This is a genomic window from Nocardioides soli, from assembly GCF_014191495.1.
In the GTDB taxonomy this organism is placed as follows: domain Bacteria; phylum Actinomycetota; class Actinomycetes; order Propionibacteriales; family Nocardioidaceae; genus Nocardioides; species Nocardioides soli.
Genome location: NZ_JACHWR010000011.1, coordinates 16,484 through 34,811 on the forward strand (window position 1 = coordinate 16,484; position 18,328 = coordinate 34,811).

General features: G+C 71.8%; 13 protein-coding genes. 7 read left to right on the top strand and 6 right to left on the bottom strand.

Going from position 1 to position 18,328, the window contains the following annotated elements; translation table 11 throughout:
* The first annotated feature begins 62 nt into the window (after positions 1-62).
* Positions 63-3,839, top strand: a complete 3,777-nt coding sequence (locus FHU40_RS26590; RefSeq protein WP_183595534.1) for a 5'-nucleotidase C-terminal domain-containing protein — start codon at positions 63-65, stop codon at positions 3,837-3,839.
* Positions 3,840-4,272: 433 nt separating this feature from the next.
* Here FHU40_RS26590 and FHU40_RS26595 read toward each other — a convergent pair whose 3' ends face one another.
* Positions 4,273-5,649, bottom strand: coding sequence for an NAD-dependent malic enzyme (locus tag FHU40_RS26595; protein WP_183595535.1), 1,377 nt, complete (start codon positions 5,647-5,649; stop codon positions 4,273-4,275).
* A 109-nt stretch (positions 5,650-5,758) separates the two neighbouring features.
* Here FHU40_RS26595 and FHU40_RS26600 point away from each other — a divergent pair, with 109 nt between their 5' ends.
* Together FHU40_RS26600 and FHU40_RS26605 are read left to right on the top strand one after the other, a co-directional pair.
* On the top strand, positions 5,759-6,352 hold the full coding sequence (locus FHU40_RS26600; protein WP_183595536.1) for a TetR/AcrR family transcriptional regulator: 594 nt from the start codon (positions 5,759-5,761) through the stop codon (positions 6,350-6,352).
* Positions 6,353-6,392: 40 nt separating this feature from the next.
* Entirely contained in the window at positions 6,393-8,717 is a 2,325-nt protein-coding gene (locus tag FHU40_RS26605) for an MMPL family transporter (RefSeq protein WP_183595537.1), read from the top strand.
* Here FHU40_RS26605 and FHU40_RS26610 read toward each other — a convergent pair.
* The 5 genes from FHU40_RS26610 to FHU40_RS26630 form a co-directional block, all read right to left on the bottom strand.
* On the bottom strand, positions 8,710-9,348 hold the full coding sequence (locus FHU40_RS26610) for a hypothetical protein (RefSeq protein WP_183595538.1): 639 nt from the start codon (positions 9,346-9,348) through the stop codon (positions 8,710-8,712). The genes FHU40_RS26605 and FHU40_RS26610 overlap by 8 nt on opposite strands.
* A gap of 35 nt (positions 9,349-9,383) precedes the next feature.
* On the bottom strand, positions 9,384-10,874 hold the full coding sequence (gene cls, locus FHU40_RS26615) for a cardiolipin synthase (protein ID WP_343058075.1): 1,491 nt from the start codon (positions 10,872-10,874) through the stop codon (positions 9,384-9,386).
* 67 nt (positions 10,875-10,941) lie between these two features.
* Entirely contained in the window at positions 10,942-11,271 is a 330-nt protein-coding gene (locus FHU40_RS26620) for an SHOCT domain-containing protein (RefSeq protein WP_183595539.1), read from the bottom strand.
* Between the two features lie 12 nt (positions 11,272-11,283).
* Positions 11,284-11,709, bottom strand: a complete 426-nt coding sequence (locus FHU40_RS26625) for a DUF6325 family protein (protein WP_183595540.1) — start codon at positions 11,707-11,709, stop codon at positions 11,284-11,286.
* A 137-nt stretch (positions 11,710-11,846) separates the two neighbouring features.
* Positions 11,847-12,047 carry a hypothetical protein gene (locus tag FHU40_RS26630; RefSeq protein WP_183595541.1) on the bottom strand — a complete coding sequence of 67 codons (201 nt, stop codon included), beginning with the start codon at positions 12,045-12,047 and terminating at the stop codon, positions 11,847-11,849.
* Between the two features lie 242 nt (positions 12,048-12,289).
* Between FHU40_RS26630 and FHU40_RS28690 the strand changes: the two genes are divergently transcribed.
* From FHU40_RS28690 to istA, 4 genes are all read left to right on the top strand, one after another.
* Entirely contained in the window at positions 12,290-14,890 is a 2,601-nt protein-coding gene (locus FHU40_RS28690) for a LuxR C-terminal-related transcriptional regulator (RefSeq protein ID WP_246391603.1), read from the top strand.
* Between the two features lie 109 nt (positions 14,891-14,999).
* Complete coding sequence (locus FHU40_RS26640) at positions 15,000-15,590, top strand: HdeD family acid-resistance protein (protein ID WP_183595542.1); 591 nt, start codon at positions 15,000-15,002, stop codon at positions 15,588-15,590.
* Positions 15,591-15,608: 18 nt separating this feature from the next.
* The gene (locus FHU40_RS26645; RefSeq protein ID WP_183595543.1) at positions 15,609-16,970 is read left to right on the top strand and encodes a hypothetical protein; all 1,362 of its coding nucleotides are present in this window, start codon (positions 15,609-15,611) and stop codon (positions 16,968-16,970) included.
* Between the two features lie 484 nt (positions 16,971-17,454).
* On the top strand, positions 17,455-18,328 hold an 874-nt coding region (gene istA, locus FHU40_RS26650; RefSeq protein WP_183595544.1), incomplete at its 3' end, for an IS21 family transposase.

The window sequence follows — 18,328 nt, forward strand, 5'->3', positions numbered from 1 at the left end:
GGAAGCCGCCATCCTCACGACCCTCCGGGCCGGGCTCCAAGCTTCGGGCCTGGGAGGGTGCCGTGAACCGCTCACATCGTCGATCCGCCGTCCTCGTCACCGCCGCCGCGCTGGTCGCGGCCGCCGCGGTGCCGTCACTCGCCATCGGCTCCACCCAGGCGGCGCCGGCCGCCTCGACCCACGGCCGCGGTCACGACCCCGGCCACCATCCCGGGAACGGGCACGGGAACGCCCAGCAGAAGGCGGTCTACTTCGCCTCCGACGGCCTGCGCCAGGATCTCGTCGAGAAGTACGCCGACCAGGGCGTGATGCCGACGATGAAGTCGTTCCTCAAGCGCGGTGTCAAGGCGCGCGGCAACGGGATGCTGACCCAGGCACCCCCGAACACCGGCGCCGGCTGGTACACGATGGCCACCGGCGCGTGGCCCGCCGTGACGGGCTCCACCAACAACACCTTCCACAAGAACGGCGACCCGTTCGCCAACCGCACCGCGGCCTTCGACCCGGGCGTGCTCCAGGCGGAGTCGATCGCGCAGTCGGCCGAGCGCGGCGGGCTCAAGGTCGCCCAGGTCGAGTGGGCCGGCGGGCGCAACGCCTCGATCCAGGGCCCGACGATCGACTTCCAGACGTTCCACTCCGGGCGGGGTGTCGCCACCAACTTCATCGGCCGGGCCGGCGAGCCGATCTTCGACGACGCGGCGTTCATCCGCTCCTTCGGCCTGCAGTTCGACCACCCCGACGGGTACGCCGGCCAGGCGCCGTTCCCCGGCGCGGCGCCCACGCCGGCCACCGGTTGGACCGACGTGCCCACGTCGTACAGCCCGGCCCGCGAGATGCGGCTGCGGGTGCTCGACGGCACCGTCGACAAGTACGGCCTCAACGCCTACCTCTACGACAGCCGCAACGACCACCGCACCCGCTACGACCGGGTGCTCTTCTCCACCACCAAGAGCGGCGCGGACACCGTCGGCGACCTGCGCGAGGGGGAGTGGGCCGACGTGAAGGTCACCCTCCAGGGCGGCGCGCTCGACGGGAAGACCGCGGGCATGCTGGTCAAGGTCGAGACGCTCGCCCCCGACCTCTCGCGGGTGCGGCTCTTCCACACGTCGGTGAGCCGCGCGATCGCGAGCTGGCCGACCTGGCCGGGCGAGCCCGGCTACACCGACCCTCAGCAGTTCGACGAGTTCCTCGCCGCGGAGTTCCCGACCTCGACGGCCGCCGACTTCGCGATCCTCGAGTCCGGCATCACCAGCGAGGAGACCTACGTCGAGCAGGGCCTCTACTGGTCGACCGGACACTGGCCGATGCTGAAGTACGTCGCCCGCACCTACCGGCCCGACCTGCTGCTGGTCGGCATGCCGACGACCGACGAGTTCCAGCACCAGTTCCTCGGCCTGGTGAGCAAGCGGCTGCCGAACGGCCAGCGCAACCCGGCGTACGACGACGTCGACCTCGACGGCGTCCCCGACGGTCGGGTGCGGGAGCGCGCGGGGTTCATCCGCGATGCCTACCGGGAGTCCGACCAGACCCTGAAGCTGGCGCGGTCGCTGGTCGGCAGGGACCCGACGACGTTCGTCGGCTCCGACCACGGCTTCGCACCGCAGTTCCTCGCGATCGATGCCAGCCTGCCGCTGGTCGAGATGGGCCTGCTGTCGCGGCCGCAGACGTCGAACTGCCGCCCGGCCACCGGCGAGACCATCGGCAAGGCCAAGGCGTGCTGGGCCGGCGGCGCGCTGCAGATCTACCTCAACCTCGCGGGTCGCGACCCCGCGGGAGGCGGGTTCCAGCAGGTCGCGGCCGCGGACGAGGCCGCGACCGTCGCGGCGATCAAGGCCACGTACCTCGGCCTCACCGACCCGAACGACTGGACCCACGACGGCCGGCCCGAGGGCTGGAAGGTCATCGACCGCGCCTACACCAAGGCGGAGGCACGGCACATCCCCAACGGCCCGGGCAGCACCGCCGACATGGCGCACCCGACCCGCACCGGCGACCTGGTCGTCTTCTCCTACCCGCCCTACCAGTTCGACGCCGAGACCCCGGGCACGCTCGTGGCGCCGTCGCACTTCTTCGGCCAGCACGGCTATGTGCCCGACGTGCAGGTGCTCGACGCGAACGTCAACATGCGGGCCACGTTCCTGGCCGGCGGCCAGGGCATCGCGCACCGGACGGTGACCGCGCGCTCGATCGACCTGGCGCCGACGCTGGCGTTCCTGCTCGGCATCCCCGAGCCGCAGCACAGCCAGGGCCGGGTCCTGCTCGAGGTCGCCGACGGCGGACACCGGTACACCCCGGTGCCGATCGTCGGGCTCAACGACTTCCACGGCCAGCTCGACCCGACCACCCGCGCCTACGACAATGCCATCAACGCCCGGGTCGGCGGCGCGGCGTACCTCGCGACGATGTTCGACGAGGACCTCGACGCGCTCCCCGGCCAGGGGCTGATCCTGGCCGGCGGCGACAACGTCGGGGCGTCGCCGCCCAACTCGGCGCTGCTCCAGGACAAGCCGGCGATCGACGTCGAGAACGCCTGGGGCCTGGATGCGACGTCGTACGGCAACCACGAGTTCGACTACGGCGTGAGCCGGCTGCTCGAGCACCAGGCGCGGGCCCACTTCCCGTTCCTGGCGACCAACATCGTGGACGCGACGACCGGCAGGGCGCCGCCCTGGGTGACGCCCTCGAAGGTGTTCCGGGTCAACGGCGTGAAGGTCGGCGTGATCGGCGCCGGGCTCGAGGAGACTCCCGAGCTGGTCTCCGCCGGCGCGACCGCCGGCCTGGAGTTCCTGCCGGAGGGTCCGCGGATCAAGGCCGAGTCGGAGCGGCTGCGTCGACAGGGCGTGAAGGTCCAGGTCGTGGTGATCCACCAGGGCACCGCGAGCGGGACCAACCCGACCGGCAACACCCCGGGCACGCCGTGGGACGGCCCGATCCTCGGCATCGCCGACCAGCTCCAGAGCACGACGGTCGACGCGATGATCGTCGGCCACACGCACCGGGTCTCGAACCTGATGCGCGGCCACATCCTGATCACCGAGGGCGTCAACGCCGGCGCGACGTACTCCGTGCTCCAGCTGATGGTCAAGGGCGGCGACGTCGCCTGGGCCGGCGGCGCGACCAGGGTCGCCAAGAACGTCGGCGTGACCGGCCGGTCCGACGTGCAGGCGATCATCGACCAGGCGAACGCCGACACGGCGGTGCTGCGCAACCAGGTCATCGGCACCCAGGTCGCCGACATCCTGCGCGACCCGACCCGGCTGCACGAGTCCGCGATGGGCAACCTGGTCGCCGACGCGATGCGGCTGAAGTACCCCGGCGTCGACGCGGCGTACACGAACTCCGGCGGTCTCCGCGCGGACCTCGTGTGCTCACCGCCGAGCGCCAACGAGGCACCCTGCGAGATCACCTGGGGCGAGATGTTCGCGGTGCTGCCCTTCGGCAACCGCACCACGATCCTCACGCTCACCGGGGCGCAGCTGCGCACGGCGTTCGAGAACGGCTTCTCGCCGGTGTGCAACTCCGCGATCGCGACCGGCCGGTTCCCGCAGATCTCCGGGCTGCGCGCGACCTTCCATTGCAACGGCGCCACCCCGGTCGTCGACGGCATGTGGAAGACGCCGGACGGCATCGGCGGTGCCCAGACGCCCATCGCCGACGGGGACTCGGTGCGGCTGGTCACCAACGACTTCATGTACACCGGTGGCGACGGCTACACGATCTTCGGGCAGGGCACCGACGTGCTCCAGCCCGGTGACGACCTGATGCAGGTCGCCACCGACTACGTGACCGCGAACTCGCCGGTGAACCCGCAGGTGGAGGGGAGGGTCACGCAGAACTGACCGACCGATCGGTGGTTGAGGTGCGAGGCGCGCCAGCGCCGAGCCTCGAAACCACCGTGGACCACGCGACTCACGGTGGTTGAGGTGCGAGCGAAGCGAGCCTCGAAACCACCACTCACGATCAGCCCACTCGAGGCTGCTTCTCAGCTCACCGGGTTTCGAGGCTCCTCCGCTCGTTCCTCGCTCCGGAGCACCTCAACCACCGTCGGCCTCAACCACCGCCGCCCAAAGGCCGCCCCGACACGGTGGTTGAGGTGCGAGCGGAGCGAGCCTCGAACCACCGCGAACCACGCGCCGACTCCCGGGGTAGAGGCTGCTTCTCAGCTCACCGGGTTTCGAGGCTCCTCCGCTCGTCCCTCGCTCCGGAGCACCTCAACCACCGTCGGCTCCTCCGCTCGTCCCTCGCTCCGGAGCACCTCAACCACCGTCGGCCTCAACCACCGTCGCCGCGGATGGCGGCGGCGACCGCCTTGGGCACGTCGGGGTGGAAGACGGTGGGGATGATGAAGTTCGGGTTGAGCTCGTCGTCCTTGACCACGTGGGCGATCGCGTCGGCCGCGCGCAGCAGCATGTCGATGGTGACCTCGGAGGCGCGGGCGTCGAGGAGGCCGCGGAAGACGCCGGGGAAGGCCAGCACGTTGTTGATCTGGTTGGGGTAGTCCGACCGCCCGCTGGCGACGACGGCGGCGTACTTGTCCGCCTCGGCCGGGTCGACCTCGGGGTCGGGGTTGGCGAGCGCGAAGACGACCGGCTCGGGGGCCATCTCCTTGATCCACTCCGCGTCGAGCACGCCGGGGGCGCTGACGCCGATGAAGACGTCGGCGCCCGCGAGCACGGTGCGCAGATCGCCGCGGACCCGGCGGGGGTTGGTCACCGCCGCAAGCTCCTGGTGCACCGCCGGGAGGTCGTCGTCGGCCGACAGCGCTCCGTTGCGGTCGACGACCACGACGTCGATGGCGCCGGCGGCGAGCAGCAGGGTGACGATGGCGGTGCCGGCCGCACCACCCCCGGACACGACGACGCGGACGTCGGACAGCGACTTCTTCACCACGCGCAGCGCGTTGGTCAGCGCCGCGAGCACGACGATCGCGGTGCCGTGCTGGTCGTCGTGGAAGACGGGGATGTCGAGCGTCTCGCGCAGCCGGCGCTCGATCTCGAAGCAGCGGGGCGCGGCGATGTCCTCGAGGTTGATGCCGCCGAAGCCCGGCGCGATCATCTCGACCGCTCGGACGATCTCCTCGGTGTCCTGCGAGGCCAGGCAGATCGGCCAGGCGTCGATGTCGGCGAACCGCTTGAACAGCGCGGCCTTGCCCTCCATCACCGGCAGCGCCGCACCCGGGCCGATGTTGCCCAGGCCGAGGACGGCGGAGCCGTCGGTGACCACCGCGACCGAGTTGCCCTTCACGGTCAACCGCGGGATGTCCTCGGGGTTCTCCGCCAGCGCCGTGCTGACCCGGCCGACGCCGGGCGTGTACGCCATCGACAGGTCGTCGCGGTTGCGCAGCGGGACCTTGGAGGCGACCTCGATCTTGCCGCCGATGTGCAGCAGGAAGGTCCGGTCGCTGACCTTGTAGACCGTCACGCCGCCGACGGCGTCGACCGCCTGCTCCAGCAGCCCGGCGTGGTCGGCGTCACTGGCCGAGCAGGTCACGTCGACGACGAGCCGGTCGTGGCTGGACTCGGCGACGTCGATCGCGGTGACGATGCCGCCGGCCTGGGAGATCGCGGTCGCCACCGCACCGACCACCCCGTGATCCGGGGCCGTGTGCAGACGCATGGTGATCGAGTACGACGAGGTGGTGGCGGCCATGCTTCGCACTCTCTCCCCGCGCGCGGGTCACCGGCAAATCGGGTCGCCGACGGAGACCCGATCGGCGTCGATTTTGCACTTCATTAGCTGAAGTGCAAACATGCACTCCATGGTCGAGAGTGCAACGACACTCCGCGAGCAGCGGCGGTGGGACACGAGTCACCGGATCACGGTCTGCGCCCAGGCGCTCACCGCCGCGCACGGCCTCGACGGCTTCACGATGGAGGAGCTGGCCGAGGCCGCCGACGTCTCCCGCCGCACCCTGTTCAACTACTTCCCCAGCAAGACCGACGCGGTGCTCGGCGCCGCACCCGAGCTGCCCGACGCCGACGTCGACACGTTCCGCGCCGGCGGTCCGAGCGGCAACCTGATCGACGACCTCACCGAGCTGGTCCGCATCGCCGTGTCGGTCAAGCGGCCCGAGCGGGACGAGGCCGGGCGGGCGCGGCGCATCCTGGCCACCGAGCCCCGCCTCCTCGCCGCGGCGCACCAGCGCTTCGAGGCGATCACCATCGAGTTCACCGAGCTGGTGCTCGAGCGCGAGGGGGCCGACTTCGGCGCGTCCCGGGCGCGGCTGCTGCTGCGCCTGCTCCTGGCCCTGCTCGACGTCGCCCTCGACCACTTCATCGCCGACGACGGCGACCGGTCGCTGGTCGAGCTCTTCGAGGAGCAGCTTCGCGACGCCCGCGCCCTGCTGGGCTGACCGACCCTTCCCCACACCCACCACACAGGAAGCCCCACCCATGGCCACCCTGCTCTACCGACTCGGCAAGACCGCCTACCGGCGGTGGCCGGTCTTCATCGCCGCCTGGGTCGTCGCGCTGATCGCCGTCGGCTCCGTCGCCGCCGGCTTCGCGAAGCCGATGACCGACTCCTTCTCGATCCCGGGCATCCCGTCCGAGAAGGCCGCCGACCTCCAGTCCGAGCTCTTCCCCGCGAGCCAGGACGCCTTCGACGAGGCCACGGTGAACGTTGTGGTCGCCGCCCCCGAGGGCCACACCCTCGCGGACCCGGCCTACGAGCGCGAGGTCGACCAGCTGATCCGTGACCTCGCGGCCCTGCCGCAGCTGCCCGACGACGCCCAGCTGGTCAACCCGGTGGCCGCCGCGGCGCAGCAGGAGCAGCAGATCCTCGGCGCCGCCCAGGAGTCCGGTACGCCGGCGAAGACCGCCCGGGCGAACGCCGACGCCCTCTCGCCGCTCTCCCCGGACGGCCGGGTCGGGCAGATCAGCTTCCGGTTCGACGTCGACACCGTGGCGGACGTCGAGCCCTCGACGATCACCGCCCTCGACGAGGTGATGGCCGAGCACCGAGCGGACGGCCTGCAGGTGGAGGCGAACGGCTCCGGCTCGGCCGGCATGACCGAGCTCGACGGCACCTCCGAGCTGCTCGGCATCGCGGTCGCCCTCGTCGTGCTCGTCCTCACCTTCGGATCGCTGATCGCCGCCGGGCTCCCGATCCTCACCGCCGTCTTCGGCGTCGGGCTCGGTATCACCGGCATCACCGCGATGACGGCGTTCACCGACATCGGCTCCACGACGCCGATGCTCGCGACGATGATCGGCCTCGCGGTCGGCATCGACTACACGCTGTTCATCCTCGCCCGCTACCGCACCGAGCTGCACCACACCGAGGACCGGGAGGAGGCGGTCGGCATCTCGGTCGGCACCGCCGGGTCGGCCGTGGTCTTCGCCGGCCTCACCGTGCTGATCGCGCTCGCCGCGCTCGCGGTCGTCCGGATCCCGTTCCTCACCACCATGGGCCTGGCGGCGGCGGTCACCGTGCTGATCGCGGTGCTGGTCGCGCTCACGCTGCTGCCGGCCGTGCTCGGCCTGCTGCGGTCGAAGGCGTTCGCCGGCCGGGTCCGCCGCTACGCCCCGCATCGCGAGCCCGACGGTCAGGTGCTGAACAACGGCGTCCGCTGGGCCCGGCTCGTGGGCCGCAAGCCGGCCGTCGTCGCCCTCCTGGCGGTCGTCGGCCTGGGCGCCCTCGCAGTCCCGCTCACGGGGCTGCACCTGGCCTTCCCGACCGACTCCACCGCGGCCGCCGACACTACGCAGCGCAAGGCCTCGGACCTGGTCGCCGACGCGTTCGGTCCCGGCCGGGACGCGCCGCTGCTCGTCGTGGTCGACGGCCGCGGCATCGACGACCCGCGGGACCAGCAGGCGGCGTACGGCGCGGTCACCGAGTGGGCCGCCGGCCAGGACGGCGTGGCCAACGCGCAGGTCGTGGCGATGAACCCGGACGGCACCGGCGCCCAGATCCTGGTCACGCCGACCACCGGTGCCGAGGACACCGCCACCGAGGGCCTGCTCCGCGACCTGCGCGACGGTCAGGCCGGGGTCGAGGCCGACACCGGCACCCAGATCGGCGTGACCGGCCTGACCGCGATCACCACCGACGTGTCGGAGCGGCTCAGCGACGCGCTGCCGATCTACCTCGCCGTGGTCATCGGGCTCGCGTTCGTGCTGCTGATGCTGGTCTTCCGCTCGGTGCTGGTGCCGCTGACCGCCACCTTCGGCTTCCTGATGTCGGTGCTCGCGACGCTCGGAGTCACGGTCGCGGTCTTCCAGGAGGGCGCGTTCGGCCTGCTGGAGGGCCAGCCGATCGTGAGCTTCATGCCGATCTTCCTGATCGGGCTCGTGTTCGGCCTGGCGATGGACTACCAGGTGTTCCTGGTCAGCCGGATGCGCGAGGCGCACGTGCACGGCATGACCACCCGCGAGGCGGTCGTCGACGGCTTCCGCAACTCCGCCCGGGTCGTCACCGCCGCCGCGGTCATCATGATCTCGGTCTTCGCCGCGTTCATCCTGATCGACGAGCCGATCATCAAGTCGATGGGCTTCGCACTGGCGATCGCCGTGCTGTTCGACGCCTTCGTGGTGCGGATGGCGCTGATCCCGGCGCTGATGTACCTGCTCGGCGAGCGGGCCTGGTGGCTGCCGCGGTGGCTCGACCGGCTGCTGCCCAACGTCGACGTCGAGGGCGAGCGGCTCGACCGGCCGCACCTGCGCGACCCGTCGTACGACGACGAGCTCGAGGAGCTCGCCGCGCGGGGCATCAGATGAGGCGGGCGTGCACCTGGGCGGCCTGCTGGTGGCCGACCGGGTTGCGGTGGCCGTCGAGCAGCACCAGCACCGACCGGTCGGCGAGCTCGATGACGACGCGGTCGTCGCCGAGCTCGGCGACCTCGCCCCGGACCAGGTAGGTCTCGCCCTCGATCCGGTCGAGGGCGACGCCGGGCGGGCACCGCTCCACGTCGCCGACGGCGATCGCCCGCAGCTGGGGGCGACGCCGCCCGCCGTAGCGCCAGAGGAGCAGCGCGACCACGACCAGCAGCACGTCGGCGATCAGCGTGATCACCAGCAGCGCGCTGCTGTCGACCTGCCCGTCCACGCGGTACGCCGCGGGGTCGCTCTCGACGACCCGCACGGTGATCTCCCCGGTGCCGACGGCGCGGTCGAAGGTCGCGGCGTCGACGTCGGCCGACCAGGTGCGCTGGTCGGGGTCGATGTCCTCGGGGAACCGGAAGGTGAGCAGGTGCTGTCCACCGGCGGTGCGGTGGTCGACGACCGTGGCCTCCACCTCGACGCCGCTGCGGTCCACCCGCAGGTCGGTCCACGTGGCGTGCAGCAGCGGCAGGTTGACCAGCACCGCGGCCAGCACGAGCACGAGCACGTAGCGGGTCCGACGCTTCACGGGGTGTCTCCCATAGGGCCCAGTATCCCGGCCGGTCACTGGATCGTGGCGGTGAGCCTCATCAGGTTGTCGACGTAGCGCTGGCCGCGGCTGCGACCCAGCCAGGTGTCGAGCGTGAGCTCGGTCGACAGCGAGCGGTAGGTCGCCTGCACCTGCTCCAGCCGGGCCACGATCTCGCGCCCGGTCATCATCATCACGACCTCGTAGTTGAGCGCGAACGAGCGCATGTCCATGTTGCTCGACCCGACCACCGCGACCCGGTCGTCGACGGTGAAGTGCTTGGCGTGCAGCACGTAGGGCTCGGGGTAGAGCCAGATCCGCACCCCGGACCGCAGCAGCGCCTCGTAGTAGGAGCGCTGCGCGTGCGCGACCATGAACTGGTCGGCGGCGGCGCTCACGAACAGCTCAACGTCGATGCCGCGCTGGGCCGCGGTCGTCACGGCGTACAGCAGGGAGTCGTCGGGCACGAAGTAGGGGCTGGTCAGCGACAGCCGACGCTCGGCGGAGTAGAGCATGCTGTTGAACAGCCGCAGGTTGTTCTCGCTCACGAAGCCCGGGCCGCTCGGCACCACCTGCAGCCCGACGCCCGTGACCGCGCCGGGTCGCACCGACGGCGCGGGCGGTACGTCGGACACCACGTGCCGCAGGTCCTCGCCGGTCTCGGTGAACCAGTCCGTCGCGAAGACGACGTTGAGCTCCTGCACGGCGGGTCCCTCGACCCGCGCCATCAGCTCGACCCAGGCGCGACCGAGCCGGTGGTTCTTCGGCTTGTTGTAGCCCGCCTCGATCAGGTTCTGCGAGCCGCTGAACGCGACCCGGCCGTCGACGACCAGGATCTTGCGGTGGTTGCGCAGGTCCGGTCGGCGCACCTCGCCCTTCAGCGGCCGGATCGGGAGCATCGGCGCCCACTGGATGCCGGTGCCCGCCAGCTTGCGCAGCATCTCCTGGTACACCGGGATGCCCCGCGACCCGATGTGGTCGAAGAGGAAGCGCACGGTGACGCCCCGCTGCACCGCGCACACCAGCTCGTCGAAAAACGGCGCGGTCACGTCGTCCCACGCGGAGATGTAGAACTGCACGTGGACGTAGCCCTCGGCGGTCGCGACCTCGCGGGTCATCGCCTCGACGCAGCCGACGTAGTCGTCGATCAGCTCGACGGTGTTGCCGAACGTCATCGGCAGCACGCCCAGCTCGCGGTTGAGGTGGACGAAGCCCTGCACCAGCGGGTCGAGCTCGGCCTGGCGCTCGGCGTCGGCGAGCTCGTCGAGCGGAGCCCGCGCCATGATCGCGGCGTTGACCTCGGCCTGCTTGGTACGCCGCTTGCGCCCGACGCTGGTGCGCCCGAACATCAGGAAGAGCACGAAGCCGAAGAGCGGCACGGCCAGGATCAGGATCAGCCACGCGAGCGCGGTCTGCGGCCGCCGGCCGCCGGGCAGCACCACCAGCGCGCACAGGATGATCGCGACGTCGACCGCGACCAGGATCGCACTCAGCGCCGCCCCGGGGGACGAGAGCCAGCCCGTCACCGCGTCGTCACACTCTCGTCGGGGTCGTCAGGGCCATCGGGGCCTCGTCCGCGTCGCCGGCCCGCGATCAGCCGAGGAGCTTCTGCTTGGCCGCGGCGAACTCCGCGTCGGTGAGCACGCCCTGCTGGTGCAGCTGGCCGAGCTCGCCGAGCTTGGCGATCAGGTCGTCGCCCCCGGCGGCCGGGGCGGCCGGGGCGGCCGGGGCGGCCGCCGGCGCCGGTGCCTGCGCGGCGTACGCCTGCTCCTGCTGGTAGGCCTCGGCCTGGGCGCGCTGCTCGGCGCGCGCCGCCTGCCGTCGGTTGACCGCGTTGCTGGTCGCGGTCGCGGTGCCCGCGATCACCGCGGTGCGCGCCATGGTGCCGACCAGGCCGGGGCGACCCACACGTCGTCCGATCATCTTCCTCGCCTCTCAGTCCTGCGCGGCGGCCGCCGCGAACGCCAGCTCCACGTCCTCGACCGGGACGTGCGCGAACAGCCCGACCTCGGCCCCCAGCCCCTGCAACGCGTGCACGGTCCGCTTGGCCCAGACCTCCTCGTAGACGATCGCGATCCCGAGCTCACCCTCGCCGAGGGAGTCGACGAACACCTGGATGTCGAGGTCGTTGAGCAGGTCGTGGGCGTCGATCTCGAGCCCGGCCAGGCCCGGCGGGAGCTCGGTCTCCTCCTCGAGGTCCACCACGGAGACCGTGCCGTCCGCGGCGGGCAGCATCAGCACGCAGTCGACCAGCCGGATCACGCCGTCGTCGACCGGCTTGCGCAGCACGCTCGCGACGTCCGCCAGCGGTGCATCCGCCGGGAACGTCAGGAACAACACCTCGACCGGACCGTGCTCCATCCCCGCCCCACACTCCTCGCCTCGTGCTCCCAGTGCCCGTCCTCGTCGCAACGTCCCCAGCCGGGCGCGACGGCTCCCACCCTAGGCAGCGCGAGCACACCGCGACGTCACCCGACTCGGGTGAGCGGGTCGGCGGCTCAGTCCGGGATCGTGACGACCTCGACGACCGAGATCCCCAGCGAGTCGAGGAGGTTCAGGACGCCCTGCAGCTCCTGCTGGTCGGTGACGTCCCCGGTGAGCGTGGTGGTCACCGGCTGGGTGCGCGCGATCAGGTGCGGAAACGCCCCGCTGAGCTCGTCGGTCAACTCGGCGTCCACGCGGATCAGCATCCTGGTCATGGTCGCCCGTCACACCCCTGCCCTACGCCGCCCCAGCCCTGCTCCGACGGTAGGTGCCGGGGTCGCCCACCGCCTCACCGGAAAAGGGCGACCCACCGGGCGGCGGCGCCGCCGAAAGTCGACGCCATCCGTCCGCGTTTGGTGCGGCCGGCAGCGCTTTCACGCAATACTGACCCCGTCCAGCGGCGGGTCGCTCCGGGGCGACCACCCACGCTCAGACAGGGCGCACGATGGCCAAGCCGATGTCGAACAGGGAGCGGCGCGGACCCACCGCGCAGATCGGCCGCGTGCCGTCGCTCCCCCGGGCCTACGTTCCCCGGCTGCGCCTGTGGAGCAGGTTGGACGCCGCCACGGAGTCAGCGGTGACCCTGCTGATCGGTCCCGGCGGCGCCGGGAAGACCCTCGGCATGGCGGGCTGGCTGCGTCGCACCGGTCGGGCCGGCGACACCACCTGGATCGCCGCCGACGCCGCCTGGAACGCCGAGCGGCTGCAGGTCCAGCTCGCGCGCCGCGCCGCGAACGGACAACAGGCACTCGTGGTGGTCGACGACGCCCACCGGCTGCCGATGCCGACGATCCGGGCGCTCGACGCGCTGCTCGACACCGACCCCGAGTCGTTCCGGGTGCTGCTGGCCTCGCGCTGGGACCTGCCGTTCACGCGCCTGGCGCCCGAGCTGCTCGGCCACCTGACCATGCTGCGCGGTGACCTGCTGCGCCTCGACGAGAACGAGTCGGCGGCCCTGGTCGCCGCCCACGCCCGCACCGACTCCCCCGACGTCGCCCGCGCGATCGCGCGGCGTACCCAGGGCTGGTGCGCCGCCGTGGTGCTCACGGCCCGCGCCGTCGGGGCGGCCCCCGACCCGCTCGCGCTCGCCCAGCGGTACGCCGAGGTCGGCCCCTCCGTCGCCGACCGGGTCGCCAGCGAGGTGTTCGCGACGTTGCGTCCGCACGAGCGGCACGTGCTGCTCTGCATCGCCAGCGAGCCGGTCGTCACGCCCGCGCTCGCCGAGCACCTCTCGCACGACGGCGCGGCCGGCACCATCCTCGCCGACCTCGGGGCCACCGGACTGCTGGTGACCCGGGTCGACTCGCACGAGTCCGACGACGGGGCCGACGGGGCCACCGGGGAGCGCTACGTCATCCACCCGCTGCTCGCGGAGGTGGTCCGCCGGCAGATCTCCTCGGGTGGCGAGGACGTGGTGCGGGCGGCGGCGACCGTCGTGCGCGCGGTGCAGCTCGACGTGGGCCGGGGGGTCGCCGAGCACGCCCTGCACCGGCTCGAGACGATCGGCGAGCACGCGGCCGCCGCGGCGCTGATCGCCGACGAGGGTCCGCGCCTCCTGCTGCGCGGCCAGGGAGACACCCTGCACGACTTCGCCGTCGCCCATCCGTCGGCCATCGAGGTCAATCCCGGCTCGTGGTTCGCGGTCGCGCTCGAGCGATGGCTGGTCGGCGACGTGCACACCGCCGCGCAGTGGCTGGAGCGGATCCTCTCCGAGCCCCAGCCCGAGACCTCGGCGGCGGTGCTGCACCGGGCCTGTGCCCGGCTGATGCGCGCCCGCCTCGGGCTCGAGCCGATCGCCACGGCGGTGGAGCACGCCCAAAGGGTGGCGGCCGACCCCGAGCTCGCCGCCGCCGGGTCGACGGCCACGCCGATCCTGCTCTGCGAGCTCGCCGTCACCCAGAACTGGACCGGCGACCTGGTGGCCGCGGAGGCGAACCTCACCGACGCGATCCGGCTCAGCCGCACCCACGACCTCCCGGCGCTGACGGTGATCGCGCTGTCCCACCTGGCCTTCACCGAGTACCTCCGTGGGCGCGAGAGCGCCGCCGCGGAGGTCGCCGAGCAGGTGCTCACCCTGGTGGCCGAGGGCGAGGTGGAGGCGCCGTACTCCGTGAGCCGCGCCCGCCTCGCCCTCCAGCTCGCGCGGCTGAGCGGACTGCCCCTGGGGGGCGGCGACCTCGACCTGGACGCCGACGACCTCGGGAGCCACGCGGCCGACCTCACCACCCGCTTCTGGATCCGCACCCGCCGTTCCCGTCTCGAGCTCGCGCACGGCTCCGTCTCGGCCGCGGAGCTCGCGCTCGAGGTTCCGCTCGAAACGCCGCCGCTGCCCGGGCACCTCGCGGTCGCCCTGCTGGTCGAGCGCGCGTTCCTGGCCAGCCTCTCCGGCGACGTCGTCCTGCTCGGGCGGCTCCAGGAGCAGCTGGTCGAGCTGGGCGCCACGGCCGAGGCCGCCCTGGTGAACGGGCTGCGCGCCGACCTCACCGGCGATCGCCGCGCCGCCGCCCGGCACCTCGCCGAGGCCGTCCGCGGGCCTGCGGTCGAGCAGCCCGCGGTGCGTGCCCTGGCCCTGGTGACCAGGGCGCAGCTCCTCGACGGCCTCGGCGACGACGACCGGGCCCTGGGCGATCTCCGCGAGGCCGTGCGCGAGACCCAGCTGCGCCAGAACGCCGTGCCGTTCCTCGGCTGGAGCCGGCACGGCACCCCCGTCGCCGACCTGATGCGCCGGCTGACCGAGACCCATCCCGACCCCTGGCTGGTCGAGGTCGAGGGCGCGGTCGCGGGCCGTTCCGGCATCGTCAACCACTTCGGCCCGTCCACGCCACGGCCACGCGAGCGCGAGGACGCCCCGGCCGGGGCGATCCGGCCGACCCTCAGCCCGCGCGAGCGCGACGTGCTCTTCGAGCTGGCGCGCGGCTCGACGTACGCCGACATCGCCGCCAACCTGTTCGTCTCCGAGAACACCGTGAAGACGCACGTGTCGAGCCTCTACGCGAAGCTCTCGGTCAACCGGCGCAGCGCCGCGCTCGCGGCCGCCCGGTCGATGCAGCTGCTCTGACCCCGAGGCACGGTCCGCGTGGCCCCTTCAGGCCACCCGATTTGGGCGAGGGCACCGGCGCCGTCCGCGCGGGACAGTGGAACTCTCCGATCCGCCACCGGGAGGTTCCATGAGCGACCGCGCCGACCCGTCGTACGACTCGCCCCGCGCCGTGCCGGCCGGGCTCGCGAGCCTGGCCGAGCACTGGGGGCTCGTCCTGGCGTACGGCGTGGTGACGCTCGTCCTCGGGATCGTGCTCGTCGTGTGGCCGGACTCCACGGTCACGGTCTTCACCGTGCTGCTGGCCATCCAGCTGATCGTCGCCGGCATCTTCCGCATCGTCGGCGCGCTCAAGATGCATCGCAGCGACGGCATGCGCGCCCTCGTCGGACTCACCGGCGGCGTCGCGCTCATCGTCGGCCTGCTGATCCTGCGCGACCCGCTCCAGAGCGTGCTCGTGCTCGGCATGATCCTCGGCGTCTTCTGGCTCTTCGTCGGGATCGTCGACATCCTCGGCGCGATCGTCGCCCCGCCGCCCGAGGGTCGCGGATGGCAGCTCTTCAGCGGCGTCCTCGGGATCCTGTTCGGCGGCTTCCTGGTCGTCTACACCGACCTGTCCCTGCGGGTGCTGATCGTCCTGGTCGCGATCTGGCTGATGGTCGCCGGCGTACTGGCGCTGATCGCGGCCTTCCAGCTCCGGTCGCTGCGACCGGCGCGCTGAGACTGAGAGGATCGGGCCATGGCGGAGGAGAAGAGCTCGTCGGAGGTCGAGGAGCTGCGGGCCGAGGTCGAGCGGCTGCGCGCCGAGATGGGCGGGCCACCCCCGACCGCCGAGCTCCCCGTCGAGGGGCACGGGCGCACCGGCTGGTGGCGGCCGGTCGTGGCGACGGTGCTGATCATCCTGATGGCCGTGCTGGCCCCCCTCTCGGTGGTCGCACGGTGGGCGCACGACACGGTCTCCGACACCGACCGCTACGTCGAGACGGTCCAGCCGCTCGCCAGCGATCCCGCGGTGCAGGCCGCGGTGATCGACCGGATCACCAACGAGATCGTGACCCGGCTCCAGATCGACTCCGTGACCGACCGGGCCGTCGACGCGCTCGCGTCGCGGGGCCTCCCGCCCCTGGCCGAGTCCAGCCTCCGGGCGCTCTCCGGCCCGCTCGCCGGCGCGATCGACGGGTTCGTCAAGGAGCAGGTCACCTCGCTCGTCGAGTCCGACGAGTTCGAGACGGCCTGGGTCGAGGCGAACCGCCAGGCGCACACCCAGCTGGTCGCGGTGCTCACCGGCAAGGACACCGACCAGGTCCAGATCACCAACAACGCGGTGAGCATCAACCTCGCGACCCTGATCGACACCGTGAAGCAGCGCCTGGTCGACCGCGGGTTCGCGCTGGCCGGTCAGCTGCCCACGATCAACGCGCAGTTCACGATCTTCCAGTCCGACGACATCACCAAGGCGCAGACGGCGTTCCGGCTGCTCGGCGCGATCAACACCTGGCTGCCGATCATCGCCCTGCTCTGCCTGGCCGGGGCGGTCGCGGTCGGCCGCTCCCGCCGACGCACCCTGGTCGCCGGCGCGCTCGCGCTCGCGCTGTCGATGCTGCTGCTCGGCGCCGCACTCAACCTCTCGCGCGAGATCTATCTCAACGCGGTGCCGACCGACCAGCTGCCGACCGAGGCGGCCGCCGCGATCTACGACACGCTGGTGCACTTCATCCGGCTCAGCCTCCGCGCGCTCCTCGTGGTCGCGCTGGCCGTCGCCTTCATCGCCTGGCTCACCGGACCCGAGGGCGCTCCCGCCGCGTTGCGCCGGGGTACGTCGCGCGCGATCGGCGCCGTGCGGCAGGGCGGCGACCGGGTCGGCCTCGACACCGGCCGCTTCGGCATCGCCCTGCACACCTACAAGACGCCGATCCGGATCGCCGTCCTCGGTGGCGCGCTGCTGATCTACGTGCTGCGCGACCATCCGACGGGAGGCTTCGCGATCGGACTGCTCGTCGTCGCCGCGATCATCCTGCTGCTGGTCGAGCTGCTGTCCCGGCCGCCCGCTCCGGCCGGCGACGGCACGGCCGCGCCCCCGGCACCGCCCACTCCTTCCTGAGGGATCGGTCGGGGGCGGATCGGGTGTCACACCACCACCCGCCTCCCACCTGGGCCAGGTGGTTTCGAGGCTCAGGCGCCAGCGCGCCTTCACACCTCAACCACCGGCTTCGGTGGTTGAGGAGGTTGCGCTAGCAACCGTCTCGAAACCACCCACCCGAACACGCCCGGGCCAGACGCCCGCCAGGTGGTTCCAAGGCTCAGGCGCCAGCGCGCCTTCACACCTCAACCACCGGCTTCGGTGGTTGAGGAGGTTGCGCTAGCAACCGTCTCGAAACCACCCACCCGAACACGTGTCGGCGGCCATGAAATTCTGCCCGGAGACGGCCACGAAACTGCCCGCTGGCGGACATGAAACCTGCCCGGTGGCGGTCATGGGATCTGCCCGACACGACGTCGTCTGCCTCACCGGCTCCGACGGTTGAGGCCCCTCCTCAGGTGCGATCGGCGGTGCTGAAGCGCCCGTCGCCCTGAGGAGGGACAACTTGAAGTCTGCCGAGGAGATCATGGAAATCCTGGATGCCTACGACCTGACAGGGTCGTTGCGTGATGCCGGCGAGCTGGCCGGATGCTCGCACCACACGGTCAAGCACTACGTGGACCGCCGTGCTGCCGGGGGTGAGCTGGACAAGGCCGTGACTCGGCCGCAGTTGATCGATGAGTACCTGCCCAAGGTCGAGGAGTGGGTCGAGCGGTCCAAGGGCAAGGTCCGTGCCGACAGAGCGCACGAGAAGCTGCTCGCGATGGGCTACAAGGGTTCGGAGCGCACCACCCGTCGTGCGGTCGCATCGGTGAAGAAGTCATACCGGTCAGGACATGTGCGGGTCCACCGGCCCTGGGTCACCGAGCCGGGGATGTGGCTGCAGTACGACTACGGCGACGGACCTGTCGTCGACGGCGTCAAGACGGTTCTGTTCGTGGCGTGGCTGGCGTGGTCGCGGTTCCGGGTCGTGATCGCGCTGCGCGATAAGACCATGCCGTCCGTGTTCGCCGCGCTGGACCAGACCTTCCGCCGGTTGGGTGGGGTGCCGACCTACGTGCTGACCGACAACGAGAAGACCGTCACGACCGAGCACATCGCCGGGATCCCGGTCCGCAACGGACAGCTCGTCACCTTCGCCGAGCACTACTCGGTCGTGGTCCACACCTGTGTGCCGGCGGATCCGGCGTCCAAGGGCGGCACCGAGTCGTCGGTGAAGATCAGCAAGGCCGACCTGGTGCCCAAGGACACCAACCTGCGTGAGGAGTACGCGTCGTTTAGCGAGCTCGAGGAGGCGTGTGAGGCGTTCTGTCAGAAGGTCAACACCCGGGCTCACCGGACCACGAAGCGGCCACCGGTCGAGATGTTGGCCGAAGAGC